The 26860-nt window shown below is 35.6% G+C and carries 24 protein-coding genes; 9 read left to right on the top strand and 15 right to left on the bottom strand.

The features are described 5' to 3' along the window. Window positions 1-40: 40 nt before the first annotated feature. The 4 genes from H8718_RS01940 to H8718_RS01925 all read left to right on the top strand — a co-directional run bounded on the left by H8718_RS01940 (window position 41) and on the right by H8718_RS01925 (window position 4131). A complete protein-coding gene (locus tag H8718_RS01940; RefSeq protein ID WP_249331324.1) occupies window positions 41-907 on the top strand; it encodes an aldose 1-epimerase family protein in 867 nt (288 codons plus the stop codon). A gap of 101 nt (window positions 908-1008) precedes the next feature. Continuing rightward, window positions 1009-2313: a peptidoglycan-binding domain-containing protein gene (locus tag H8718_RS01935; protein WP_249331323.1), complete on the top strand. Its 1305-nt coding sequence runs from the start codon at window positions 1009-1011 to the stop codon at window positions 2311-2313. A gap of 375 nt (window positions 2314-2688) precedes the next feature. Further along, window positions 2689-3027 carry a hypothetical protein gene (locus H8718_RS01930; RefSeq protein WP_249331322.1) on the top strand — a complete coding sequence of 113 codons (339 nt, stop codon included), beginning with the start codon at window positions 2689-2691 and terminating at the stop codon, window positions 3025-3027. Between the two features lie 126 nt (window positions 3028-3153). Continuing rightward, on the top strand, window positions 3154-4131 hold the full coding sequence (locus H8718_RS01925; RefSeq protein ID WP_177669399.1) for a nucleoid-associated protein: 978 nt from the start codon (window positions 3154-3156) through the stop codon (window positions 4129-4131). A gap of 95 nt (window positions 4132-4226) precedes the next feature. On the opposite strand, the gene H8718_RS01920 is transcribed toward H8718_RS01925, so the two are convergent. The 8 genes from H8718_RS01920 to H8718_RS01885 all read right to left on the bottom strand — a co-directional run bounded on the left by H8718_RS01920 (window position 4227) and on the right by H8718_RS01885 (window position 15665). Beyond that, a complete protein-coding gene (locus tag H8718_RS01920) occupies window positions 4227-5576 on the bottom strand; it encodes an ABC transporter permease (RefSeq protein WP_249331321.1) in 1350 nt (449 codons plus the stop codon). After that, the gene (locus tag H8718_RS01915; RefSeq protein WP_249331320.1) at window positions 5566-7908 is read right to left on the bottom strand and encodes a COG1361 S-layer family protein; all 2343 of its coding nucleotides are present in this window, start codon (window positions 7906-7908) and stop codon (window positions 5566-5568) included. Before H8718_RS01915 ends, H8718_RS01920 begins: the two co-directional genes overlap by 11 nt. After that, complete coding sequence (locus H8718_RS01910; protein ID WP_177669988.1) at window positions 7892-8572, bottom strand: ABC transporter ATP-binding protein; 681 nt, start codon at window positions 8570-8572, stop codon at window positions 7892-7894. Before H8718_RS01910 ends, H8718_RS01915 begins: the two co-directional genes overlap by 17 nt. A gap of 217 nt (window positions 8573-8789) precedes the next feature. Then, window positions 8790-10526 carry a S8 family peptidase gene (locus H8718_RS01905; RefSeq protein ID WP_249331319.1) on the bottom strand — a complete coding sequence of 579 codons (1737 nt, stop codon included), beginning with the start codon at window positions 10524-10526 and terminating at the stop codon, window positions 8790-8792. Between the two features lie 10 nt (window positions 10527-10536). Further along, entirely contained in the window at window positions 10537-12321 is a 1785-nt protein-coding gene (locus H8718_RS01900) for a S8 family serine peptidase (protein WP_249331318.1), read from the bottom strand. 10 nt (window positions 12322-12331) lie between these two features. Further along, window positions 12332-13996, bottom strand: a complete 1665-nt coding sequence (locus H8718_RS01895) for a S8 family peptidase (protein WP_249331317.1) — start codon at window positions 13994-13996, stop codon at window positions 12332-12334. 98 nt (window positions 13997-14094) lie between these two features. Further along, window positions 14095-14949: an alpha/beta hydrolase gene (locus tag H8718_RS01890; protein WP_177669387.1), complete on the bottom strand. Its 855-nt coding sequence runs from the start codon at window positions 14947-14949 to the stop codon at window positions 14095-14097. Window positions 14950-14960: 11 nt separating this feature from the next. Continuing rightward, complete coding sequence (locus H8718_RS01885) at window positions 14961-15665, bottom strand: 3'-5' exonuclease (protein WP_177669385.1); 705 nt, start codon at window positions 15663-15665, stop codon at window positions 14961-14963. A gap of 245 nt (window positions 15666-15910) precedes the next feature. Between H8718_RS01885 and nrdD the strand changes: the two genes are divergently transcribed. Continuing rightward, window positions 15911-18025: an anaerobic ribonucleoside-triphosphate reductase gene (gene nrdD / locus H8718_RS01880; RefSeq protein WP_249331316.1), complete on the top strand. Its 2115-nt coding sequence runs from the start codon at window positions 15911-15913 to the stop codon at window positions 18023-18025. Then, on the top strand, window positions 18022-18513 hold the full coding sequence (gene nrdG / locus H8718_RS01875) for an anaerobic ribonucleoside-triphosphate reductase activating protein (RefSeq protein WP_177669381.1): 492 nt from the start codon (window positions 18022-18024) through the stop codon (window positions 18511-18513). Before nrdD ends, nrdG begins: the two co-directional genes overlap by 4 nt. Before the next feature lie 24 nt (window positions 18514-18537). Here nrdG and H8718_RS01870 read toward each other — a convergent pair whose 3' ends face one another. From H8718_RS01870 to H8718_RS01860, 3 genes are all read right to left on the bottom strand, one after another. After that, window positions 18538-18966, bottom strand: a complete 429-nt coding sequence (locus H8718_RS01870) for a DMT family transporter (protein ID WP_249331315.1) — start codon at window positions 18964-18966, stop codon at window positions 18538-18540. A gap of 69 nt (window positions 18967-19035) precedes the next feature. Next, window positions 19036-20043: an aspartate--ammonia ligase gene (asnA, locus tag H8718_RS01865; RefSeq protein WP_249331314.1), complete on the bottom strand. Its 1008-nt coding sequence runs from the start codon at window positions 20041-20043 to the stop codon at window positions 19036-19038. Between the two features lie 328 nt (window positions 20044-20371). Then, on the bottom strand, window positions 20372-21115 hold the full coding sequence (locus H8718_RS01860) for a GntR family transcriptional regulator (protein ID WP_249331313.1): 744 nt from the start codon (window positions 21113-21115) through the stop codon (window positions 20372-20374). A 77-nt stretch (window positions 21116-21192) separates the two neighbouring features. On the opposite strand from H8718_RS01860, the gene H8718_RS01855 reads away from it, so the two are divergent. Continuing rightward, window positions 21193-21801, top strand: a complete 609-nt coding sequence (locus tag H8718_RS01855) for a TetR/AcrR family transcriptional regulator (RefSeq protein ID WP_249331312.1) — start codon at window positions 21193-21195, stop codon at window positions 21799-21801. Here H8718_RS01855 and H8718_RS01850 read toward each other — a convergent pair. From H8718_RS01850 to H8718_RS01840, 3 genes are read right to left on the bottom strand one after another with little or no spacing between them, the layout of a single operon-like run. Further along, entirely contained in the window at window positions 21798-22487 is a 690-nt protein-coding gene (locus tag H8718_RS01850) for a uracil-DNA glycosylase (RefSeq protein WP_249331311.1), read from the bottom strand. The genes H8718_RS01855 and H8718_RS01850 overlap by 4 nt on opposite strands. A 20-nt stretch (window positions 22488-22507) precedes the next feature. Further along, complete coding sequence (locus H8718_RS01845) at window positions 22508-23365, bottom strand: YitT family protein (protein ID WP_249331310.1); 858 nt, start codon at window positions 23363-23365, stop codon at window positions 22508-22510. After that, on the bottom strand, window positions 23337-23609 hold the full coding sequence (locus H8718_RS01840; protein ID WP_249331309.1) for a GIY-YIG nuclease family protein: 273 nt from the start codon (window positions 23607-23609) through the stop codon (window positions 23337-23339). The genes H8718_RS01845 and H8718_RS01840 overlap by 29 nt, the downstream gene beginning before the upstream one ends. A gap of 76 nt (window positions 23610-23685) precedes the next feature. On the opposite strand from H8718_RS01840, the gene H8718_RS01835 reads away from it, so the two are divergent. Then, window positions 23686-24771, top strand: coding sequence for an ATPase (locus tag H8718_RS01835; RefSeq protein WP_249331308.1), 1086 nt, complete (start codon window positions 23686-23688; stop codon window positions 24769-24771). A 45-nt stretch (window positions 24772-24816) separates the two neighbouring features. Here the strand turns inward: H8718_RS01835 and H8718_RS20735 are convergent, their stop codons facing one another. Then, complete coding sequence (locus H8718_RS20735; protein WP_249331307.1) at window positions 24817-26139, bottom strand: DUF4340 domain-containing protein; 1323 nt, start codon at window positions 26137-26139, stop codon at window positions 24817-24819. A 160-nt stretch (window positions 26140-26299) separates the two neighbouring features. Between H8718_RS20735 and H8718_RS01825 the strand changes: the two genes are divergently transcribed. After that, entirely contained in the window at window positions 26300-26860 is a 561-nt protein-coding gene (locus H8718_RS01825) for a hypothetical protein (RefSeq protein ID WP_249331306.1), read from the top strand.

The following is a 26860-nucleotide window of genomic DNA, read 5'->3' as shown; positions in this document are numbered from 1 at the left end:
TACTATAATGCTTATGAAGACTTTTTAAGGATGTGAGAAAATGAATTTTCGTATACAAAATGATTATTTAACTGCCATCATCAAAGATGAGGGAGCAGAACTTTGTGAGCTTCTAGACCAAGATCAAGTGCAATATATTTGGACTGCTGATAAAGCTTATTGGGGCAGACATACACCTATTCTCTTTCCTCTTGTTGGAAAAGTAACAGGGAATAGCTATACTGTAGAAGATGAAACTTTTAATCTTGGTCAACATGGTTTTGCACGCGACTATACTTTTGAAGTTGCACATCAAACTGAAACGAGTATTACCTTTATCCTACATAGCAACGAAGAAACTAGACGCCTTTACCCTTTTAATTTTACTTTAAAAGTAACTTATAGCTTAGTAGAAAATACACTTGCTATTGGCTATGAAGTCATTAATGAAGATGATAAAGAAATGGCATTCAAAATTGGTGCACATCCAGGCTTTAGATGCCCTCTTTTTGAAGATGAAAAAATGGAAGACTATACCCTTACTTTTGAAAAAGAAGAAGAAGTACGCTTTATGCCACTTACACCAGCAGGTTACTTCAACCGCACAGAAAGTACTATGGTTACAAGACCTCTTACTATAAGCCCTGAGCTTTTTGCTAAAGATGCCCTTGTATTTGCAGACTTTACAAGTAAATCAGTTACCCTTTCTAGCAAAAACCATAATAAAGCTGTAGAAGTTGGCTTTGAAAACTTCCCATTTTTAGGTATATGGTCACCTGCTAGTCCATCCCCATTTGTATGTATTGAGCCATGGTATGGTCATGCAGATTATGAAGATGAAGCACCTAACTTTATGACTAAAACAGACCTTAACCGTCTTATGCCACATGAAAGCTTTACATGTACTCATACTATTACGATTAAATAAGGACTACTTTTAGTAGTCCTTATTTTCTTGTTTATTCATAGCTACTCTAAGGCAGGGCATATATTATAGGTAGTAATCATTTATTTTAAAGGAGGTATATAATGTATCCACCTATTTATCCCCCTGTTCTTTCCCGTCAATCTACTGGTTCACTTATTGTAGAAACTACAACTGACCCTGCTATTGGCCCACTTAGGCCCTTACCTGGCATACAAATTACTGTTAAAGAACGTCAAGCTACTGGTGAGCGTATCGTTGCACAGCTTGTTACCAATGCAAATGGGCAAACTCCTGTTATTCAGCTTCCAGCACCACCTAGTGAATTAACTGAGGAACCTCAAACAACCGAACGCCCTTATTCACCTTACGTTATTGAGGCACAAGGTGAGACTGTTATTCCTATACAAATTAATGGTACCCAAATTTTTTCTACTATTCGCTCTATTCAGCCCATTCGTCTTACTCCCAGTGAAGCACCTATACCCGTTGTGGCTTCAAGACAAGACGTAGAAGAAAATATTATTATTGGTCCACCTACTTTATATGGAGACTATCCCCCTAAAATTCCTGAAACCTCTATCAAAAATACTGCTACTCCAGGTTTTATTGTACTTCCTGAAGTTGTGGTTCCAGAATTTATTATTGTTCACGCGGGTTCTCCTAATAACAATAGCGCCTCTAATTATACCGTAACTTATAGAGATTATATTAAAAATGTTGCCTCTTCTGAAATTTATCCTACATGGCCTACAGAAACTATTCGCGCCAATGTTATAGCGATTATTTCTTTTACGCTTAACCGTGTCTATACCGAATGGTACCGTAACAAAGGCAAGAACTTTACAATCACCAACTCTACAGCCTTCGATCATGCCTTCTTCTTTGGTAGGGATATTTTTGATACGATCTCCGAGCAAGTTGACCAGATTTTTGATATCTATTGTAAACGTCCTGGCGTAGAACAGCCACTTCTTACTCAATACTGTGATGGTGCTAAGGTATCTTGTCCAAATTGGATGACACAGTGGGGAAGTAAGGCTTTAGGAGATGAGGGACGCTCCTATGATGAAATTCTTAGATTCTATTATGGTGAAGATCTTACCTTCCCTAATGCACCTGTTGTAGCTGGTGTCCCTGAGTCCTATCCTGGCACACCACTTCGCCTTGGTGATAGTGGCCCTGCTGTACGTACTATTCAAGAGCAGCTTAACCGTATTTCTAATAATTATCCACTTATTCCAAAAGTACGTACCTCAGGCAGTTTTGACGAGGCTACTCAAGAATCCGTTAGAACTTTTCAAAATATTTTCCATCTTACACTAGACGGCATCGTAGGCAGAGATACTTGGTATAAAATCTCTGAAATCTATGTAGCTGTATCACGTATTGCTGAGCTCATGCCTTAAACAAACAAAAAAACAACAAGTTTAGTGCTTGTTGTTTTTTACTCTAAAAATTAAGTTGATCTATCCTCATTTCGACATATTATCTGTTTTATGAGGAGTACTTTTATCTTTTTAATACGCTTTATGCTTATAGGGCTTCTTATACTCCGTAAACAAATAGATCCACACCAAGATTTAGCTTTTAAGACTTATAGTATAAGTGGTCTTGTCTTTATTCTAGGAAATATGTTTTCAACCTTTTTATCCCCCTATAAAGACCTTTCTATTTTAGGTAATCTTACACGTTTTTTGGAGTTAGGTGTGGTACTTTGCTATGTCATGGTCATGTTTTACTGTTATAGTATTTTGAAAAACTAAGTAATGGACTGCTCTTCTATGGAACCGAAACTATACAGGAAGTTTTGTAAGCTTATATGTCCCTTTTTCCTTACCGTTACAATTGCTACGGAAAACTTCAAGAAACATATGGGCTACTGGCTTGTTACCTTCTGTAGTATTTATATGACTTTTACCTGCGTAGACAAACCTCACAATACTTATCTTAAAATCTGGATTAATCAAGGACTTCCTATTCTTCTTAGCTTCTTAGTTCTTTGTACAATCTATCTTCTTCATGCTCTTAAATTCTACACGCTAAGTGAGGTCTTAGGCATAGGCTTTACGCTGGCTATCGTAGACTATTTAGGTGCTCGTTTCTTTTCTGGGTGCTTCTAGATGCTAGTATGGCTTATAATATAGTCTATAGAAAAATAAGTTAGGCCTTATTCCTTAGGAAGAGGGTTTACTTTTTTACTTTTATTTTGCATAATAAAGATTATTATATTAAACGAGGTAAAGAAAATGAGTATCGTCTTTAAGCAAACTATTATTCATATTTTAGATCTTTCACATGATATGCCTATATTATCTGCAAGTCCTATCACCTTAACAGATGATACTGAGGCTTATATTACGAGTTACTTAGCAGACCTTTTTGACAACCACAGTGTATGTAAGGCTGTTTTTGAAGATACTTCTATGTGGTATGAACTACTTCAAAATGGTCTACAAGATTTTTATGCATTTTCCTGTGATTTAGCACATCAGTTTTATGCTTATATGCAAACTTTTGAGACCATCTCGAGTGGGGACCTTATTATTACCCATTTTGAACGTGATACCATTCCATATTTAGCCTTCTTCAAGCTTAACTATAAGGAAGCTTACACTCATACTGTAGATCAAGATATTCACGGCCCTATCAATCAGCTTATTAAGCATAAAACCATCTTCCATGATACAGTAAGCAAAATCCAAGAAGCTGCTATTATTAATTTGGAGACCTTTAATCTCCTTCTACTTGACATTCATAAAGAAAAGTATGTACATACCCTTCTTGGCTGCACAGCACCTCTTTCTACTAAGCAAAAAATTAAGGTAGTAGAAAAAGTTATTACAGAAGCCATTGAGGAAAACTTTGAGAACAAAGTAGAAGCTCTTTCATTTGCCAAAAGCAATTTGGCTAAAAGTATAGAAAGTACAAGCAGTATTATGCTAGATGATGTACTCCATGACACCTTTGGTGATCATGAAGAACTTATTACTTCTTGTATGAATTCTTTTGAAGAAAAAGGGATTACAGACCCTGTGATTGAGCTTCCACAAGCTGAAAAAGTAGGTAGAAAATACACTTCTCATAAGATTAAAACAAATACAGGTATTGAACTTAAACTACCAACTCAACTTCTTAATGACCCAGATACTATCGAATTTATTAATAATCCAGATGGGACACTCTCTATTTTGCTTAAAAATATAGGCTCTGTTATTAATAAATAAAACAAGGCTGTAGTAGCTTTATCTACCTTAGTAGGTCATAAAGCTACTACAGCCTTTATATTACTGATTACTTTTAATAATGATTTTTATAAATCCTATTCTGTCTTAATAGCAGAAAGTGCAGATAATCCCATAGCACGTCTTGCTGGGAAATAACCTGATATAAGCCCTATAACAGTAGAGAATAGGAGTGCTGCAAGTGCTAGCCATGGTGGAATGATAGATACATTACTACCACCACTTCCTAGCATAGCAAACATCTCACCTGCAACCTGTGGCCCAAACTTATTAAGAGCATAAGATAATAAATAGGAGAACAATACCCCCACCGTACCCCCTAAAGCACCAATAACAAGCGCCTCTACAAGAAACATTTTCTTAATATCTGTAAGCTTTGCACCAATTACCTTCATAACACCAATCTCTTTTGTACGTTCATAGATAGACATCATCATAGTATTGGTAATGCCTATTGCTGCTACCACAAGTGAAATAGCGCCAATACCTCCTAACATAATTTGAATGCTATTAGAAGCTTTCTTCATTTCATTTAAGTATTCCATAGGACTTGATGCTCTATAGCCTGCTTCATTAATTGCCTCTTGTACACTGATTACACTATCTTCATCTATTACTTTAACTCGTAAGTTACCATATTGGTTATCATCTTGATTACGATTATTTTCTTCACCATAAAGCTGTTTATTATAGCGCTCCTGGTCTTCTTTCAGCTTATTAAAAATCTCTAATGGAATAACTGCTGAATAGCTATTCTCCCAGTCTTCTGGTCCAAACATCCCTGATACGGTTACCTTAGGTTGTTTAGGTACCTCTACACGATTGCCCTGGCTATCTGTCTGTGGCTCATTAGTATCCCCTGTATACCGACCTACATCTAGTTTAAGTACATCTTCTCCTACTTTAAATTCCATAGGTGGAGGTGGATTACGCCAATTAATCTCTTGCCCTGCCTTTACAAATTCACGACAAAGTTCTTGCCCTAACAAAATACTATTCTTATCTTGATCTGTAAATAACCTACCTTGCTCTACTTTATAACCTAATGCTTCCATTTCCTGCGCTGATAACCCACGTATTTCTACCTGCCAGCTTGTTGCATATTTACCAAATCTTAAATAAGCTTGAAGAGAACGCTTTGGTACGACCATCTGCACCCCTGGCAATTTGCTGATAGTTTCTACTGCCTTATCATTTAGTTTGGGCGCCTTAGGATCATCCCAATTATTTGGATAAACTTCTACTATAGTAAGAGACTGCATACCTGCAAGTTGTTCTTTGAAGTTACTGTCCATAGCAATTCCTAGGGAAAGCATTAAGATAATAGAGCTTGCCCCAATGACAACACCTAAAATGGTGAGGAAAGTACGAAGCTTTCGCCGCCATAAGCTTCGTACACTCATCATAATGAGATCACTAATCTTCATCGATATCTATCTCAGCTAATTTATCTTTACGTTTTTTCATAATAAATGCAGTAATACCTGCGGCAATACCTATACCTACTGCAACACCTAAAAGAATTGGCCATTTTGCAGGCTTTTCTTCTTCCATTGGAACTTCTTCCATTGGAACTTCTTCCATTGGTGGTGCACTTTCCATAACCTCTACTTGGAAATCATGTGTTAAAGACTGCATTTTACCTGTAACATCTTCATACTCAATTTGAATTTGTCCAGTAAGCGTTCCTGATTGATTTGGAATAATCGTTGGCATATAAGTTTTAGAACTACCTTTTTCTAATGCCCCAATAATGAGTGTATTATCTTGTACCTCAAACCCTTCACCAGTTGTTGAAATTCTAATATTACTGATACTTGTTTTACCTGTATTGTAAATGTTAGCTGTCATTTCAGCGGGCATACCTAATTCAGCATACTCTACCTGTACTTCAGCTACTTCAAGCTTAGTTACCTGCTCAACTGGAATACCAAAATGCTCTGTTGCTGTAATAGCCTCACCGTTTTCATCTTCATACTCCATTTCCAGAGTAATTTCATAAGTCTTTGGTTTTGCACTTGGAATCGTATAAAGTCTAATATTCTTTACTTCCATTTGACCTGGTGCAAGGGTATCAATAAAGAATGTATTACTTGCATTCACTGGTGTAAATACACTGCCTGTATCATTCTCACCTTGTTCTTTAACCGTTAAGTTAGCTTTTAAGTTATTTACAGTTTTTGACTTGTTTGTATTAAGGAAACCAATTTCAAGGTCAAACTCCTCACCAGCTTTTACAACAACTGGATTAGAACTATATGTTCCTACAATTACTTTAGGCTTACTTTTTCCTTTGTCTTCCCCCTCTTCAGCTTTTTCATTTTCTACTGAAACAGTTGCATATTGTTTAATGGCTACTTCTTTGCCATTAAGACTATATTCAGCTACAATTTCAATGGGATAAGTTCCTGTTGTAACTGGTTCTGTCGCTACAAAAGTTACATTGTAAGATTTAGTTTGTCCTTTTGCAAGCTTTGGCTCAATAAAGATACTTTTTGATTTAGAAACAATGCCTTCTGAACTTTTAACACTAATTTTAACATTTTTAGCTTCATCTGGCGTTGTTACTTTAAATCCAATATTGAACTCTTCACCTATTTTCTTAAGCCCTATAGGCTCTGCTATTGTTGTAATCTCAAGCTCTTTTTGCGCTACACTGCCTTTTGTACTTAAATAAATAAATTGACTGCTTGTCTGCGTTTCACCTAAATCATCAATATAACTTAATTTCATTTCTACTGGCAAATTATATGTACTTGTATCATTTACAATAAGACTCACAGGTACAGTCTGCACCTTACCACTTTCAATATTTTCTACATAACGCACATTGCTGCCATCTGCTACAAAGACTTTTTCATTTGGTACAATTTCAAGTTTTACATTTTTAGCTGCTACATGACCAACGTTTTTAATGTTTACTTGGATCGCTTTGGCTACATTTGCCTCAAATGCTGTTGTATTGGTTACATTGACTTCAAGGGCTGGAGGCATAAAGTTACTATCTACTTTAAGTTTAACGATATGTTCTTTTCCTTCAATTTCTACAACCATGTCATGAATACCACGTGTCACATCTTTATCAACATCAAGTGTCACATAGTAATCTTTTTGTTCACCTTTATTCATGGATGAAAGGCTGATTTCCTTTTTCTTTAGTGCAATGCCTTTTGCAGAAGTAGTGTCTTTCATTTTCAATTTCATCTTTCCAGATTCTACATATGCTTTACTATCATTTTTTACCGTCAATGTAATCTGTTGCATTTCTCCTGCAACGACATTAATCACACTTTGTGACAAAGTAAGACCTTCTCCTGCACTAATAGCCGCTGTTGCATTTTTCAAAGGAATTTGTACAGTAGCTGGTTCTTTCATACCTTCATAACCTATTTCTAGTTCTACAGAATTTCCAGTACCATTATAGACTAAATCCATAATAATGATGGTATTATCTCCATTAATTTGAACGTCTTTTGCAGTTAAACTTTTAGAAGTACTTCCTGAAAGCTCAATATATTGAATAATATCACTAAGACTACGTTTATCACCCTGAGCTGGCGTATATGTAGCCTTAACAAACACATTAAATGTATCCCCTTTTTCTAATTTTGCTTCAACTGCATCTGCTTCTAAAACTAATATAGACTTTTCATCTTGTTGTAGCTCTGTAGCATACAAGCTCCCTCCTGTCGGATATGTACATGATGCCGCAATAATTCCTGCCATAAGCAGTCCCATTGCCCTATTCTTTCCTTTCATAAATGATCTCCCTTTCTTCTCCATTTTTTACTTCAATCTTATGAATGTTTCCATCTATAATCGTAATAATACGATTTGCGTAATCTGCAATTTCTGGGTCATGAGATACAATAATTAATGTCTGATTATATTTCCTAGCTATATCACGAATCATATCCATAACTTCGATGGTTGTATGGGTGTCTAAGTTTCCTGTAGGCTCGTCTGCAAATAGAATTTTAGGACGATTGACAAAGGCTCTTGCAATACTTACTCTCTGCTGCTGCCCACCACTCATTTCCTTTGGTTTATGGTGCATACGTTTACTTAAGCCTACTGCCTTTAACATTTCTTTTGCCCTTATTTCTCTTTTGGCTTTTGGCATTCCTTGAAAAATAAGTGGTAAAGAAACATTTTCAAGTGCCGTTAAAGACGGTATTAAGTTATAAGATTGAAACACAAATCCTATATGCTTCTGTCTAAAGGTTGCAAGCTGTGATTCATTTAGCAAATCAACACGCTTATTTTTTATTTTTATTGTTCCTTTAGTTGGTTTTTCAAGGCCAGCTAACATATTAAGCAAAGTAGATTTCCCTGATCCTGATGTCCCAAATAAACAGCAAATTTCGCCTTCTTCTATTTCAAGATTGATATTGTCAAGTGCTACAATTTTCTCTTGACCCATACGATAAACTTTTCTAAGGCCCTCTACTTGTATAATTTTACTCAAGTTACCCCTCCTTCTTTGTCTTTATTCAACCAATAAGTTTAGTATAGTATAAATTTTTTATCTTTTCTACAAATTAAACTTTTTATTTTATTACATTTATACTATACAAAAAGGTTATACCTCTTTATTAGACGCATAACCCTTCTTTTAAGTTTCAATATTTATTTATTTTTTAAACAAAACTTGCTCGTCTAGCCATATCTAAACTATTCTTTAAACATAACTTACCATATCCCCAACTGGGGGCTGGAAAGATGACTCCTGGCACGTTCCTATTAGCTCCTCTTAATAAGTAGGTTCTGATGCTTTCTCCATATAAAAAAGGATTATTATTTTGTACAATTCCCCACTGCATCATGAGTGCTACTGAACCTGTTACATGGGGCGTTGCCATACTTGTGCCTGATAAAGTTTGATATCCCCCAGCATAGTTGGCGGCCATAATATCAACCCCTGGGGCTACAAGGTCCGGCTTAATTTGAACAGGTGGTCTTGTATAACCTCTCCCAGAAAAAGGAGCAATTTGATTTGTCACACTGTTATAGGCTCCTACTGAAATAACAAAGGACGATGTAGATGGTGTAGTTAATGTTAAATCAGGGGTGTTATCTAAAAAATATGTCTCGTTACCTGCTGTAGCAATATTCTCTCCCCAGATATTAAAAGTTCCATCTACCACATTGTCTCCAAATATACGCATTCTCCATAATCCAGAATCTATAGGTCCACCCTGTAGCCCTGTCATAAATACACCAAATTCAATATTTCCATTAAGAGGAGAAGGCCCTGCAAAGGCTGGATAAACTACACTTCCCCCTATTACATATCTCCTTACAGGCGTCGTATAGGAAATACGAGGTGTACTTTGCCCATTTGGTGCAATAAGTTGAAAAGATAACTGATCAACAGAGTTTTGCCAGACAAAAAAACTATAAGTACGCTTATTAGGTCCTATTTGTAATTCTACTGTTGTTACACCATCCTGCTCCACACTTTCCTCTACATGATTACGAGATATTCCTTCATTCCCTGCCCCTACCATAATATTATTTTTCCATTCTTGTGCAGCACTATTTAAGTAAAATTCAATCAGTGCTGTTCCATTATGGGGCCCCTCATTCATACCTAAACTTAAATTAATAGCAATAGGTTTATTCTCCGCCCTTGCTTTTTCTATCACATAACGTACAGCTAGCATAATATCGGCTGTTCTTACAAGATTGCTAACAGCAGGATTTCCTAATTTGACAATAACAAATTCAGCTTCTGGTGCTACACCTACTATCCTTCCCGCAGAGCTTCTGCCATTTCCTCCTGCAATACCTGCCACATGTGTGCCATGTCCGAGTGTATCCTGACTTGGGACAATGCGTAATCTTTCAAATTGATTTGGCGCTCTTAAGGCTTCATTAATCTGCTCTCTTGAATATTCCGTTCCTTCTAGATAGCCTACTGGAGGATTTCCCATGATAGTTTGATCCCATATACTTACAATTCTAGTGGTTCCATCTGGATTCCTAAAATCAGGATGAGCATAATTAATGCCTGAATCTATAATCCCTAATAGTACCCCTGTCCCTTTAAGCTGATAAGGCAAGTTATTTTGAACTGTATTAATGCAGCTTGCAACCAAACTCTGTGTTAAGTTGTAGAAAAAGTCTTTTGGTGCTTCCATATATTCAATTTCAGGATATTGAAGTAAGTTCCTTGCACGTTCTAAGGGAATGACAAAAACAGCAATCTGATTATTAATACGCTCTACCAGTGCCCCTTCAGCCTGTGCAATTCTTTCAATGTCTCCATGATATTTCACGATAAGCCTTTGATCACGGTCTGCTAAAAGCTCATCTCTTTCTTCTTGGGTCATATTCAATATGATATTAAGTTCGGCATCGGTTTTCGGTCCCATCTTCTCCTCCTTATTGCTGACCATAAATACGTTCTAATTCGTCAAGTACATCTGATATACATAAAATACCATATCCGTAAGCTTGATTAGGGAAAGTTCCAAACTGACTAGGTTTCCTTGCATATCTCATAACTAGCCCCTTTAAAGCTTCCCCATAAAGATAGCTATCTGGTCTAATCCGCAGTCCATACTGTATAAAGAGTGCATAAGCCCCGCACATGAAAGCTGTTGCAATACTACTTCCTGACATCGTTGTATATAAAGCTTCTGTTCCAGCCTGTGGTACAGTCACATTAAGCCCTGGTGCAGATACATCTGGTTTAACACGGTCATCTACTGTATAACCTCTCCCGGATGTCGTTAAAATCTGAGACGTTCGTCCATTTATAGAGGCTATACTCGTAATCAAATGCGCTGTAGAAGGAATAGTTAGTGTAGTAAAAGGATCAGGTTCTAAAAATCTACTTCCTCGCCTATATTGATCCGTTAACGTTGCCCATACATTATATCTACCATCTACTATGGTATTCCCTATAATTTGTATCCTCCATATACCTGGATCTACAAATTCTGTTCCAAAGCCTTCTAATAAAATGATTAACTCCTGGCTTCTTGCACTAAAAGGGGCTGAGGATATATTAATAAGTACAGATGTGTTACCAAAGACATAGGCTACGTTATTAATACTATCCTGCAATATATCTGTTTTTTCACCACTAGGTGCAATAATAACAAAGGACATATCATCTACAAAATTCTTATACAAGTTAGCTGTATAAAATTTTTCTCCTGGGTCTATAGAAATTTGTATATCTCTCACTTCCCCCGCTACCACTGTTCCACTTGTATGCCTTTCTTTATTCGCCTCATTTCCTGTACCTACTGACATATTAATAGGCCATACAACACTCATTTGATCAATAAAAATTTCTAAGTTGCTATATCCCGCATGGGCTCCTTCATTCAGACCTGTTCCTATCATAAGGCTAACAGGTTTGTTAAACATACTCGCTTGTGAAATAGCAAAAGTAATCCCCCTCATTACATCTGCATTAGTAGGCCCTATCAAAGTACCATCTGGGTAAAACTGTTCACTCATTTTAACCACTAAAATATCACTCTTAGGTGCCACTCCTTGATTCTGTCCACCAGAAGCCCTTCCATTTCCAGCTGCTACACCTGTAACAGCTGTACCATGTCCCAGTATGTCTGTACTTGGTACAACAGTTAAACGATCCTCCTGGGTAGGCTGACTTAAAGCTTCATCAATTTGCTCTTTTGTAAAATAAGCACCACTTGAAAAGCCAGGTGGCGGCGTCCCTTCTAAATTTTGATCCCATATTGCTAAAACACGAGTAGTACCATCATCATTACGGAAATCAAAATGTGAATAGTCTATTCCTGAGTCCATTATAGCCACAATGACGCCTTCTCCTGATACATTATAACTTTGAGGTGTGTAGATCGCTTGTGGTGCACATATAGTGAGAGCATTTTCAACAGCAATATACTGCATAACTCTAGGAAGTTCTATATAGAAAATGCTCCTTTCATTAGATAAATCTGCAATTAAATTTTTATTAATTGTAATAAAAGCAAAACGGCCATTAATCGTCTCATAAGAAAAAGGCATCCTGTTACTAAGTTCCTCTAAATCCCTATGGTACTGAACAATCAGCTTCCATTCTTCTTGTAAAATATTTTGACTTGTAATTTGATAAAAAGCTTCTACAGATATATATGTGGGAAAAATTAATGCAAGTTGCAATAAAGGACTCATTTTATTAAGATTCATCATTTCCTCCCTATACAAGTATTAAGCTATTCTGGAGATCTAATTTGCCATAACCTTCAATATTATTAGGGTAAGTCATATTGATACTACGCCTTGCTCCTCTAATTAAGATGGTTCTTGCTACTCTTGTATTCATAGGTTCGAAATTTCCTTTTAGAACAGCCCATTCAAGTAGCAATGCACATGCTGAAGCTGTAACTGCTGTAGCTACCCCTGTGCCACTATAAGTTGTAAAGCCACCTATCAAATTAGGCACTTCTACATTTACACCTGGTGCGATTATTGATGGCTCAATAACCATCGTTCGTGTGGGCCCCCTACTAGACCCTGCATAGATACTCTGGTCTACTCCATTATAAGCCCCAATCGTAATATTATCTAAAGCATTTCCTGGCGTTGTGATTGTCATATTAACATCTGGCTGTAAAAATCTCGTATCCTCTCCTACAAAACCTTGTTTAGGTAACCATACATTATAGCTCCCACTAACTACTGTTTCACCATAAACAGTAATAGCCCATATTCCAAGTGTAGGTGTTGTAAATCTAAAACGAATACTTTGATCACCTGAAGTAGTTGCTGAACTTATATATTGTACTTCAACCTTGGCATTTTCTAGTGGAAAGGTGTATTCCTGAACCTGTATGGCATTAATGGGAACTTTTCCAGTGGTTCCACCTAAAGGTGTTCTAATGGATACAGACAACTTATCAGGTGCATTACTCCATAAGTACATGACAAAACCTCTCTCATCTGCTCCTACATTTAACTCAAATGAACTGGTGCTATTTTGAGTAACCGTTCCACTGTAGTGATGCCCTTGATTAGCTTCATTTCCTCCAGATAATACAAAAATAATATTTTCAAATGTACTCGTTTCCTCTAAGTAACGTTCTACAATAGTTCTCCCATCATGACCGCCTTGGTTTGTACCAATAGCTGTACAAATAACTAAAGGCTTTCTTTGAATGCTAGCCAATTGTAACAAATGATTAATTCCTGTTAAATAATCATTTTCTTGATAAGCTATAGCACCTGTCTTAATAAGATTTGCATCTCTTAAATACTTACTAGCAGGTCTCAATTTTACAACAGCAATGTCAGCATCAGGTGCCCCTCCTACATAGCCTCCTGGCACACCTCGCTCATTTCCTGTTGCTATACCTGCCAAAGCTGTTCCATGACCATCCATATCTGTACTGGGTACAATACTTAAAGGATCTGGAGATCTTAAAGCTTCATTAATCTGTTCCTCTGTATATACCGTACCATAGTTATAAAGCCCTGTACCACTTCCTGGTATACTCTGATCCCAAATATTTATAATACGTGTTGTATTATCCTCATATGTAAACAGTGAATTCGTATATTGAATACCTGTATCAACAAACCCAACAATAACTCCTGTTCCGCGCAGTTCCCCAAATGGATAGTTATGAAAAATGGATATATTACTTTGCTCTACAGCCTGTATTGCATTGAGTCCAAAGAGCATAGGTTCATAAATCGATCCTATTTCTTTCTGAAGCTCTGCAAATTCACCTTCAGCCCCTTCAGGCACTTCTAACACAGTCAACCTCGAACTAATAGGACTAAAAATTAAATTAGGAAATCTTTGTATATATTCCCTAACGCCAATGGGTGTTTCTATTAAATAGCTCCTTATCTCATCCATATATTTCCTCCAAATTCAAGCAAAAACTGCCTGAAAGCTTTATGTTAAAACTTTTCAGGCAGCCTCAAATGCTCATCTCTTATTATTCATATGAAAGATTAGTTCGTTTTAGTATGCTTTTTGATTAACTTTTCAATCCAACTTAGTACATCTTCCTGTATTTTCTGAATTTCTGTGTCCAAATCATGTAAAAGATCATGCATACAAGATTCATATTCTATAATTTGTTTATCTTCAAATGGAATCTTTCTTACAAGACTTCTATTACGACTAATAGGAATCACTAAATCTTTTGTTCCTAGTAGGAAAAGAGAAGGCACTGCATATTCCTTAGCATGTTCTATAGCATACTCTACACCTATTCTTAAAAACTGGTCCATAAAGCGCATAGTCGCAAAAGTATTACCTACTTTATCTTCTTTAAAAGCTTCAATATAGACTTCATTACGTGTAGCAAGGCCTTCACCTACTCGGTGTATTTTCAAATCACCCGCCATAAAACCTAAACTTTCATAAAAAGCAGGTGGGAGATTTTTCATACCTATAGGTACCCCAAGTGCTGGTGATGCTAAAATTTGTCCCATTAAGTCTTCTTTATACTTAAGTCCGTATATAAAAGTAATCAGTCCCCCCATGGAGTGACCATAAGTCACAATAGGCTTCTTGTACCTGCTCTTTAAATCCTGAATGAGATAATGTAAATCTTCTACAAAATCAAAAAAGTCTTCAATATCCCCCTTAGGTCCCTCTGAAAAGCCATTACCCCTATGGTCAATAATGCATACCCCTATATTTTGTGCTATAAGTATTTTAGCAAAATCAATATAACGCCCTGAATGCTCCATAAAACCATGCGCAATGACTACGATACATTTACATTTTGAAGGAATATCTTTGCGGCAAAAAAGTTTTACACCATCTTTCCCATAAAAATACTGCTCCATTAGGTTCATACTTTCACCCTCTATCTACCATATTCTCTTAAAATGGTATCAATTGCCTTACTTGCTTCTGACTTAGATAAACTTTCAATTTCTTTTTCTAATGTTATTTTATGTGTATTACATAAATTTAATAGATATTTTTTTTGTTTTGCTGTAATAGGTGATTGCTTAGGCATCTGCCATGCTAAAGGGTGTGGCTTAAAAAGTTCTGGGTCTTTAGTTTCAAATTCATCCCTTAAAAATCTAAAAAGCTCAGAAGTTGCATAAGCATCATCATAAGCACGGTGTGCATTTAATAAATCTATGCCATAATGATTACATAAATCTCCAAGCTTTCGACTTGGCAAATTCCATAACATCTTACGCGCAATAATCAGTGTATCTAATGTATCATTTTCTAACTTAAGTCCAAGACGTGTTGCTTTAACACGAAGCATACGATAATCAAATACTTCTATATTATGTCCAATAAGTGGAAGTCCTCTGCAAAAATCTATAAATCGAGGTAAAACAACTTCTATAGGCGCTGCATCTTTCACCATTTCATTAGTAATACCCGTTATACCTGTAATGTATTCAGAGATGATTTCATTAGGTTTTACAAGTTCATTAAACTGATCCTTAACCTGATTATTTTCTATATAAACTGCACCAATTTCAATAATATCACTTTCAAGAGGCTTTGTACCCGTTGTCTCTATATCTAAAACAATGTATTTTTCCATGTTGTTCTCCTTACGTCCATTCTTTAGTACTTATTTTACATGATGTCATCGTCATTTACTACCAAAATTTATTCTTTAATTTCTACCAAATTTTTTATTTTTTTATGCTTAAAACGATTGACAAAAAAATTTTTTTGGACTGGCTTGTAAAAAATCACCATGCAATATATAGTATATAAAGAATACAGAGGTCATATATATAGTACAGAAGAAGACCTTAATTGAACTTTTCAAGGGGGATTATCATGGATTATTACGTGATTAAACGAGATGGTAGAAAGGTAGCTTACGAATCTTGCAAAATAAAAAATGCTATTAAACGTTCAGCAAGTGACCTTCATCTTCTTGTGAATGTAGATGAAATTACAGAAGAAGTTGAAAGACGTATACAGGACTGTAGTTGTTATGAAATTAATGTAGAGCAGATTCAAGATTTAATTGAGCAAACTCTAGATGACTTTGAATTAAATTCTATTAAAAACACCTATGCTAATTATCGCAAAGAACGTACACGTATTCGTGACTTAAAATCAGAGCTTATGGATACAGTCCACGCTATTGGTATTGAAACAGATAGAGACAATGCTAATGTAGGCAATAACTTCTCTTCTAAACTCTTACGTATTGCAAGTGAGACAAATAAATGGCACAACCTTTCTACTATGCCTAAGCACCTAGCTAAATTACATGAGTTAGGCGACCTTTATTATCATGATTTAGATAGTTACAACCTGACTACTAATTGTTTACATATTGATACAGGTGCTATATTTGAAAAAGGCTTTAATACAGGTTATGGCACCATAAAAAAACCAAAGCGTATTGAAACAGCTGCAGAATTAAGCTGTATTTTACTTCAATCATCTCAAAATGATATGTTTGGTGGTCAATCTCATGTAAACTTTGATAACGATATGGCTCCTTATGTAGGTTATACTCGCGAAGAAATTGAAGAAGAATATGCTCCTCTTAAAGAAGTTATGGGAGATACTCCTTTTAACACTTTCGTACAAGAGAAGCTTTCTACACGTATTCATCAAGCTATGCAAGGCATCGTGTACAACCTTAATACTATGCATTCACGTGCGGGCTCACAAGTACCTTTCAGTAGCTTAAATATTGGGCTTCCTATGAGTGAAGATGCTGCCCTTGTCTGTGAAGCTTTCCTCCTTGAATATGAGAAAGGCCTTGGCAAAAAGGAACAACCTATTTTCCCTAATATTATTTTCCGTGTCAAAAAAGGTGTTAATCGTGAACCAAATGATCCTTACTATTATTTATTTAAATTAGCTACACGCGTTGCTGCTTCTCGTATGAACCCAACCTTTATGAATATTGATGCAGACTTTAACGCTTATTACTACAATAAAGGTATTCTTCCTGCAACTATGGGCTGCAGAACTTATGTATGCTCTAACATTAATGGCCCTGAGGGTCCTAATAGACGTGGTAACAATGCCCCTACTACGATTAACCTGCCCCGTATTGGTATTTTAGCAGAAGGTGATTTAGAACGTTTCTGGCAGTTACTTGATGAAAGACTTCATCAAGCTAAAGATTCGTTAATGCATCGCTATGAAGTTCTTAAACACCTTAAAGTAAAAGATTTACCCTTTGTTGCTGGTCAGGGACTTATGTTAGGATCAGAAGATCTTTCTTCTGAGGACTCTATTGACCCAATCTTAAAGAACGGCACCTGGTCTATAGGCTTTATTGGCCTTGCCGAAACACTTATTGCCCTTACAGGTAAACACCATGGTGAAAGTGATGAAGCACGTGAATTAGGCTATAGTATGATTCAACGTATGCGTGACTTTACAGATAAAACAACTAAAGATACAGGCCTTAACTGGAGTTGCTATGCTACACCTGCTGAAGGACTAAGTGGCAAATTTATTGGTCAAGACCGTCAACGCTTTGGCATTATTCCAGGTGTAACAGATAAAGAATACTATACAAATAGCTTCCATGTGCCTGTAAATTATCCTGTATCGATTATTGATAAAATACAGATTGAAGCACCTTTCCACAAAATGTGTAATGCTGGTCACATTAGTTATATTGAAGTAGATGGCTACCCTTCTGCTGAAACCATTGAACGTATCATACGTTATGCTTATAGCGAATCTAATATCAGCTATATGGGTATCAACTTCCACCTCCGCTACTGCAAAAACTGTGGTGAAACGATCAACGATGGTGTTAAAGCCTGTCCATCTTGTGGCAGCATGGATATACAAGGCATTAGCCGTGTAACAGGCTATCTAAGTTTAGATGAACGCTTCGGCTCTGGCAAAAGTGCTGAAAGAGACGACCGCATCGCTCATGATGGTAGCCAGAAGCATACTTATACTCTATGAGTACCCTAAAAGTTGCAGGCTTTCTGGAACACTCTACTGTAAATGGTGAGGGCTTTCGTAGTGTACTCTTTTTATCCGGTTGCCTCCACCACTGCCCAGGATGCCACAATCCTGAGATGCAGTCTTTCGAATATGGCGATGATGTACCTATAAACGTAATTCTAGCTAAAATCAAAAAAAATCTACCACTTATAGATGGTATTACCCTCTCTGGTGGTGATCCCTTTGAACAGGCTACTTCTCTTATACTTCTTCTAAAAGAAGTTAAAGCACTAGGACTTTCTATATGGGCTTATACAGGCTATACTTATGAGCAGCTTTTACAAGAACCTAAATTTAAGCCTATGCTTGAGCTCACTGATGTTCTTGTAGATGGTCCTTTTATAAAGGCTCTCAAAACAGATACAAAAAAATACGTAGGTTCATCAAATCAACGTATTTTTAAACTTCTAAATGGCCAAATTGAAAAAGAACTTTTCTTCTCATAAAAAATAGAGCATCTTCCTGATGCTCTATTTTTTACATTGATAAATTACAATACCTGCTATAATAATACCAATACCTAAGCATTTCATCCATTGAAAAGATACTTTTTCTGTACCAAATAATCCAAATAATTCTATAAGATACGCACCTAACATCTGAGCGATCAAAATAAGCATGGTAGCTCCTGCAGGACCTAATTTAGAAATAGCTAAAATCACGCAATAAAAAATGCCAATACTTACTGCTCCACTGAATAAATAAAACTTATTTACTGTCTTAAATCCATCTGGATTAAAATCCTTTGCAAAAAATAAGATGATTAAACTTGTTATAAGGCCTATACCGTGAACAAAAGTATTTGTAAACCATAATCCGGACTTTTCTGTAATACGTGTATTCCATACACCTTGAATACTCATTAAAATACCAGAAATAATAGCGACTATGCTAGCCAAATCATCTCCTCCTCTAATTCTTATTTTTTCACTTGAATTAGTTTCGGATAATTTCTGTTTTTTTATGCTTTAAAGTAAATGTATACCGTGCTTTTCACACATCTCAATCATTTCTTTTTGCCAGATAGAAGCCTGAACTTCTCCTATATGAATCTTATGTAAGAAGAACATGCAAATACGTGATTGTCCAATTCCTCCTCCAATTGTGTAAGGAAGTTCTTTGTTAAGAAGTAAGCTGTGGAACTCTAACGATTTACGTTCATTACATCCTGCTATATCTAACTGTCTAATAAGTGCCTCTTCATCTACACGAATGCCCATAGAAGAAAGCTCGAATCCACATTCTAAAATAGGATTCCAAAACATAATATCTCCATTTAAATGCCAATCATCATAGTCTGGTGCTCTACCATCATGTCTTTCTCCATTAGAAAGTACATCTCCAATTTGCATAATAAAAACAGCTTTCTTTTCTTTACAAATAGCATTTTCTCTTTCTTTGGCTGTCAGGTCTGGATACATCTGAAGTAATTCTTCTGACGTGATAAAAGTAATCTCTTGTGGTAACCATCGTTCAAGAGATGGGTATTCATGAATAATAAAGTTTTCTGTTTTTACAAAAGCATTATAGATTTTTTTAACTGTTTCTTTAAGATAATCTTCTGTACGCATTTCTTTTGTAATAACTTTTTCCCAATCCCATTGATCCACATAGATAGAATGGAGATTGTCTAGTTCTTCATCACGTCTTATGGCATTCATATCCGTGTAAAGCCCTTCTTCTACTTCAAATTTATAACGCGCTAATGCCATACGTTTCCACTTTGCTAATGAATGAACGATTTCTGCTTGTGCGCCATTATCATCTAAAAGATCAAAACTTACGGCACGCTCTGTACCATTTAAGTTATCGTTAAGGCCACTTTCTGGTTTTACAAATAAAGGTGCAGAGACACGTGTTAAAGATAGTTCATAGGCCAGTGCACTTTCAAAATAATCTTTTATTTTTTTTATAGCCACTTCTGTTTCTCTAAGGTCAAGTGTAGAAGTATAACTTTCTTTCATAAATAATTTCATGGAATCACCTCTTATTTTTAATTAAAAAATGCAATAAAAAACCTTCGCACCTCTCAACATGTGAAAGGGACGAAGGAATAATCTCGTGCCACCCTTATGGATTTAGACGTACAGAAAAATCTCGATACGTTTTAGATATAACGGTCTAAACCCGACTAAGCCTACTTGCCGAAGCGTTTGGTTAGCAGCTCCAAGATGTTCTTCTTCTAAAAATTAGCTACTGGCTTTCACCTACCCCAGCTCTCTGTATGCATCACTCTTAGCTTACTCTTCTTATCATTGCTTTTCATATAATATGGTTGAATTATATATAACTTTAAATTTATTGTCAATACTCTATTTCACTCATTTCTTCAAGTGTTCTAAAAGGCAACAAGCAATTCCAGTCAAAGGCATCCCTTAAATTTCTTGCTTCTAATGCCTTAAATAAACTTGTTTCTAGCATCTCAATATGACTTGTCATGTGTGTTATTAATGCATCGTACTGCTCATTTTCAAGTAGTGCTACTATTTTTTCTTGGTGAGAACGTTCATTCATCAGTTCTGGAACGAGATGATAGATGTACATCAAATATCTTTCTACACGCACAAATAAATTTTCGTACATTTTACTAAGTTCTGCATTAGCCGCAGTATCACAAAGTACTTGATAAAACAATCTGTAGTACCTACAATAAATAAGTGGATGGGCTGGTTTATTCATCTTTTCTAGTATATACTTAAGCTTATTAAGATGTTCACCTTCTACTTGCTGTTTAATAAGATATGCGCTCCCTACTTCTAGTACACGCCGCAGTTCAAAAAGCTCATGCATTTCTTTTAAACTAAGACGGGTTACAATAGCTCCCTTATTGCGAATACAATTCACTAACCCCTTACCTTCTAATTGAATTAGTGCTTCTCGTACAGGAATTAAACTGACATCAAATTGCTTTGCAATTTCATCTTGCTTAAGCTGTACACCTCCTTTATACTCACCTTGTAAAATAGCATCTTTCAAAGCTTCTGTAATAAGATCCGGCATGTTTTTGTAGTTTTGAATTTTCCCCAGTGTAAATATCTTTGTATTCATATTTTTATTATATCAAACTTTTATAATAAAATATAATTATTTATATAAATTTTTCAGAAAGCTAAAAGGAGGCTTCTATGCCAAAAATCATACATAATCTTAATGCCCGCATCGAACAAGCTGCCATGGAACTTTTTAATACCTATGACTATAATCAGGTCGATATGAAAATGATTGCAAAAAAATGTAATATTGCCGTTGGAACCTTATACAACTATTATCCCAACAAAAAACAACTTTTCATTCATGTCTTAGAGGAAAGTTGGTCTACTACTTCTCATTCTTTAGATGAGATTTATGAAATGGCCTTATTGCCAGAAGAAAAGCTCTCCCGTAGTATTGAAGTTCTTTATGATGACATTCATGGGCGTAAAGGAATGGGGAAGCTCATTTACAAAATACTTGCTTATCAAGAAATGGAAGCTGAAATGACAGACCTATTCCATCAAATCTTCTTCCAAATCGAGCGTCTTTTTGAGAATTTTGAGAAAAAAAGCTTCTCCTGCATTGAAGACTCTCTTAATATTAGATTAGCTAAATCCCTCATTGCTATTATCCAAAATACAGTTTCCTCATACCCTCATTCTAGAGAAGATAACCTTCACTTTATTCAGGACTTTTTCTATAACTCCATGCACGTTGACCTAGGCCTTAAAAAGAACTATTTAAAAGAGCACACTATTTAAATAGTGTGCTCTTTTAAATTAGAAATTTGCCAGTCAATAGTTTCTCTTCCTTGTCTTTCAAGAATTTCATTGACTTGTTTAAAGTGGTTACAACCAAAAAATCCTCTATGGGCTGAAAGTGGACTTGGATGGACTGCTGTCAGTACCACATGCTTAGGATTTGTAATAAGATTCATTTTCTTCTTAGCCGGACTTCCCCATAGAAGGAAAATAACTGTTTCATCTTTTTGATTAAGTAGCTTAATAATCTCATCCGTAAGGATTTCCCAACCTTTATTTTGGTGAGACTGTGGCTGCCCAGCTCTTACAGTAAGTACTGTATTAAGAAGAAGAACACCCTGTTTTGCCCAAGGCATCAGGTAGCCATTATCTGGTATACTGCAACCTAATGAATCCTGCAATTCTTTATATATATTTCTTAAAGAAGGTGGAATAGCTATCCCTGGATTAACAGAAAATGCCATACCATGTGCTTGCCCTAGTCCATGATAAGGATCTTGCCCTAATATAACCACTTTTGTATCTTGATAAGATGTTGCCTTTAAGGCATTGAATAAATCTTCTTTAGGTGGATAAATGACTTGTGTCCTATACTCCTCAATTAAAAATTGTCTTAGTGCTAAATAATAAGGTTTGTTAAATTCCTCTTTTAAAAGTTTATCCCAATCATTTCCTAAGTTTACCATGTCTTTTCTCCTATCTTTTGTCAATTTTTAAGTCTAAAGCCTTCTCCCATAACTTCATGTAAATTTTGTACAGTTAAAAAGGCTGCTGGATCGATCTCTCTTACATACTGCTTAAGTAATACAAATTGCCTTCGGTCTACAACTGTCATAAGGACTTCTTTACACTCTCCACTATAAGCACCTTTTGCTTCATAAACGGTAGCACCTCGTCCTAAATTTTCTAATATATAGGTTCTTGACTTAGATGCACCTTCCTCAGTAGACGGTATAATCATCACATGCTTTTCTACGCTAAAACCAGAAATAAAGTAATCAATCATCGTAGTGGTCATAAGTACACCAAGTGCGGCATAAAGCCCCTTCTCTATACCAAATGTTCCCATAGCTAGAAGTACGACAGCCATATCTGCAAGGAGTAGGCTGGTGGCAATATTAAGGTGTGTATATTTTGAAATAATTTTAGCAATAATATCCGTTCCGCCTGATGAAGCTTCCTGATTAAATATAACAGCCTGCCCAAAAGAAATAAATAAAGAACCAAAAATCAAAATAACCAGTGTATCATGGCTAAGTACAGGTACAGTAGGTGTAATCCTTTCAAATAAGCGCATACACAAGGCAATAGAAATGCTAGATGTCACACTTTTCACCCCAAAACTTGCTCCTAGTACAATAAAACCTATTAAAAACATGAGTATATCTAGCCCAAACACAATAAAGCTGATAGGTACTCTTGGAATAAGATACTGAATGACAATGGCTAAACCACTAATGCCCCCTGCTGCCAACTGAGCAGGTGCCCAGAAATAATAAATCCCTGTTGCTACTGCTAAAGAACCTAATACAATTTTAAGATAAGGCATGCTCTTTCTCTGCATAAACTGACCTCCCTATTAATTGTTGTTTTTGTTTTCTTGTAAGCTGCTTAATGGCATACTCTCTTTTAAGTGCTTGACTTTTTTCTTCATACTGTTCCCAGTAGACAAGTTCCACCGGTAACCTACATCTTGTATATTTTGCTCCTTTTCCTTCATTATGTGCTTTTAAACGCCTTTCTATGTCAGTTGTATAGCCTGTATAATAAGTTTCATCTCTACATTTTACTATATAAATAAAATACATAAGCCCCTCTTTTCATATTTTGATTTTTTTATACATAAACTATTTAAGTAGAACGAAATCTGCAAGGAGGGTTTTTATGACTCAATTCGGCACTATTAAGCATGCATTCCCCGGTAGCAATACCCCAAATGGATTCCACTCATTTTTTAACTATATTTTACCACAAAAAGAAGCTAATCAGCTGTATATTATTAAAGGTGGCCCAGGTACAGGCAAATCTTCCTTTATGAAACGCATAGGTACCTATGCTACAGAGCAAGGGCTAGATGTAGAGTTTTTACACTGCTCTTCTGATCCCGGCTCTCTAGATGCTATGATTATTCCAAGTCTTAAAATTGCTTTTCTGGATGGCACAGCACCTCATGTGGTTGATCCTGCTTCACCTGGTGTAACGGATCAAATTCTAAATTTCGGCACCTTTTGGGATGCGGATAAACTTACCCCTTATAAAGATAACATTATAGCTGTTAGTAACCGTATTCATGATGGTTTTTCTAAAGCTTACTATTACTTAGCTGCTGCCAAAAATATTTATGATGCTTATATTTTTACAGAAAGGAAAGCTATTAATCCTACTGCTAAGCTTAAAATTGAAAAAGACATTATTCATCAAGTATTTAAAGACGTGAAAGATAAAGAAGGTATAGGGAGTGTACGTCACCTTTTTAGCACAGCTATTACTGGCGAAGGTGTACTAGATTATATCCATACCCTTATTGGTACAACTAAAAATATCTATTTTATTAAAGAAAGCTTCGGCTGTAACAGTAAAAAAGTTATGCAGTCTATTTGTGATACAGCTACCGCTAAAGGTTATGCTATAGAATGCTATCATTCTCCTATGGATCCTGATAAAATTGAGGATATTCTAATTCCTGAACTAGATATAGCTATTACTATTAGCCATCCGCTTCATAAGCCTCGCATTTTCCCAACTCTTATCTTTGATTTAACAGCTGCACTAGACAGTGCTAGGCTAAAGTCTTTAGATTTTGAGTTAGATAAAGATAAACGCCTTTTTATGGATCTTATTGATAAGGCTTGTAATATGATTGGTGCAAATAAAAAGCTGCATGATGAGCTTGAGAGCTATTATATTAATGCTATAGATTTTACTGCTATTGATAATCTTTATGATACACTTATTCAAAAGTTTTTCTAATATTTTTATATAATCATAGAAAAAAGAGGCTAAATCAGCCTCTTTTTATTGCTGCACTTGCGCCTGCAAAGTATTTTTTAAAAGTTCTATTAAGTCGACTACCATTTTCTTTTCTACAGAAAACTCAATATGGTTATCCATTCTGAAAAGATCAAAGCTTGGGTCATAAGGTACAAATTCTAGTGTAACTTCTGACTGATCTACATTAATATATTGAATAGTCACTTCTGCCGGGCGTGGATTATTCTCTTCAAAACTTGTATTACTTAAATAAGAGTAAGCACTTAGCCCTTCAAGTGCACTTAAAAGCATTTCTTTTGTAGTACCATCTAATACATGACCATTTAAATTCGGTACGTTTTCTGATTCTTTAAGTTGAAGTGTATAGACTTCTTCTCCTTTTGTTACTATGACTTCTTTTAAAGCCTTACGATCAAATGTATATAAGGTTTTATCAATCCAGCTAAATGGTTCTACTTCAAATAAGGTATTTACAGCAGCTTCTTTAATTAGATAAATACCTGAATCTTCACTACTTCTAAAGTAAATCAAGCCATTTTGGCTACTACCAAATTCAAGCTTATACTCATCATTTAATACAATTAATAGTTCTGGTGATGCAAGCCCATAGCTTTCTAAGTCACCAACTTCTTCCACCACTTTTTCTTTCTTAATATTTTCAAATAATGTTATATAGTCTTGAACTTGTCCATCTAATACTTTATGTGTTGTTATAAAAGGTACTCCTACACTCCAGCTTTCACTTTCACGTGTTACTTCCATAACAAGCTGATTTTTTTTACTTAAGCTCATTTTTGTAACGCTTTCATAAGCTGGTGCTTTAAAATTAGGATCAATCATTTCATCTGTCGGTACCATAATACTTGCAAGATTAATATCTAGCACTAAAGCAAGCTCTTCTTTTTCATCGTTCCAAACATAAGTGGCATTTTCTTCTGGAACTTTATTTCCTATTCGGAAAGTATTTACTTCATTTAAGGTATTGTATACCGTAATAACCTTTGAATGCTCATTAATGCCATAAGCGCCTATATCTTTTGGGTTTTTAAGGATTTTATAAGAAGTAAGATGACTCATCTGGTAAGCTACATTTTTAAGTAACCCTTGATTATAGTGCACATCTTCTCTTACCTTATTAATCCAATCTTCTCCTGGTTTTACAAAACTTTGAGTCGTTTTGTCATTAAAATCAATCTGCACAATTTCTTCTACTATAAAGTCGCAAAGTGCTGTCTCCACTACTTCTAATGCCTCTACTTGACTATCTATATACCATCTTGTTAGAAATAAGCCTATGAGGATAACAATAGCGCATACGCCTATGCCTATTAATGTTTTCTTCTTCACCTTATTACCTCCTTTTATCTTCCTTCCTCTTTGATGCTTCTATAACCTTTATATCATATAAAAATTTCATCTATTTTGCAAATATTTTTTTGTATATTGTTTAACCTATCATAATATTATAAACTATACCTATACTTTAATCTATGTAAGGGGGCCATCTATGCACACCTATAAGCATTATGAACAGCCTATTGACTTACGCTCAAACTTTCTTACCCACAGCTATTTTACCGTACTTGAACAATGGGCATTTTATTGTAAAAATAAACCCATAGCTCCTCCATCCCGCTCACTTATACAATCTTTACAGTCTTTTATTTTTATCACTCAAAATAATACTTCTCATGTGCAAAAACTTAGTAATCTGCTCTTTACAAACTATACACCCTTCAAACCTATATCCATTAATCAGATCTATAAGCTTGAACAAATGCACTCACCTAATGGTGCTCGTTATTTTATAGGATGCAAGTATAAACTCAGTTTTCCAATACTTTATAAAAACTATTCAAAACAATTCCTAAAGCTTAAGAAAAATCATCATTATGAAGAAATCTCCATCCTTAATCAGTCTTTTATCCATTTACATAGAAATCTTATTTATGCCTATTTTAAAAGAGAAGCCGATCTTCCTCTTCTCTTTAAGATTTCAAACACGGAAGATTTTATTACGGAAGTCAAAAATATTCTTTCACAATTAGAAGTGGCTACACATGCGTAG

Origin of the sequence: Zhenhengia yiwuensis (genome assembly GCF_014384995.1) — a bacterium.
In the GTDB taxonomy this organism is placed as follows: domain Bacteria; phylum Bacillota; class Clostridia; order Lachnospirales; family Cellulosilyticaceae; genus Zhenhengia; species Zhenhengia yiwuensis.
Note: the sequence above shows the minus strand (reverse complement) of the source record. Positions and strands in the feature narration are given on the sequence as shown.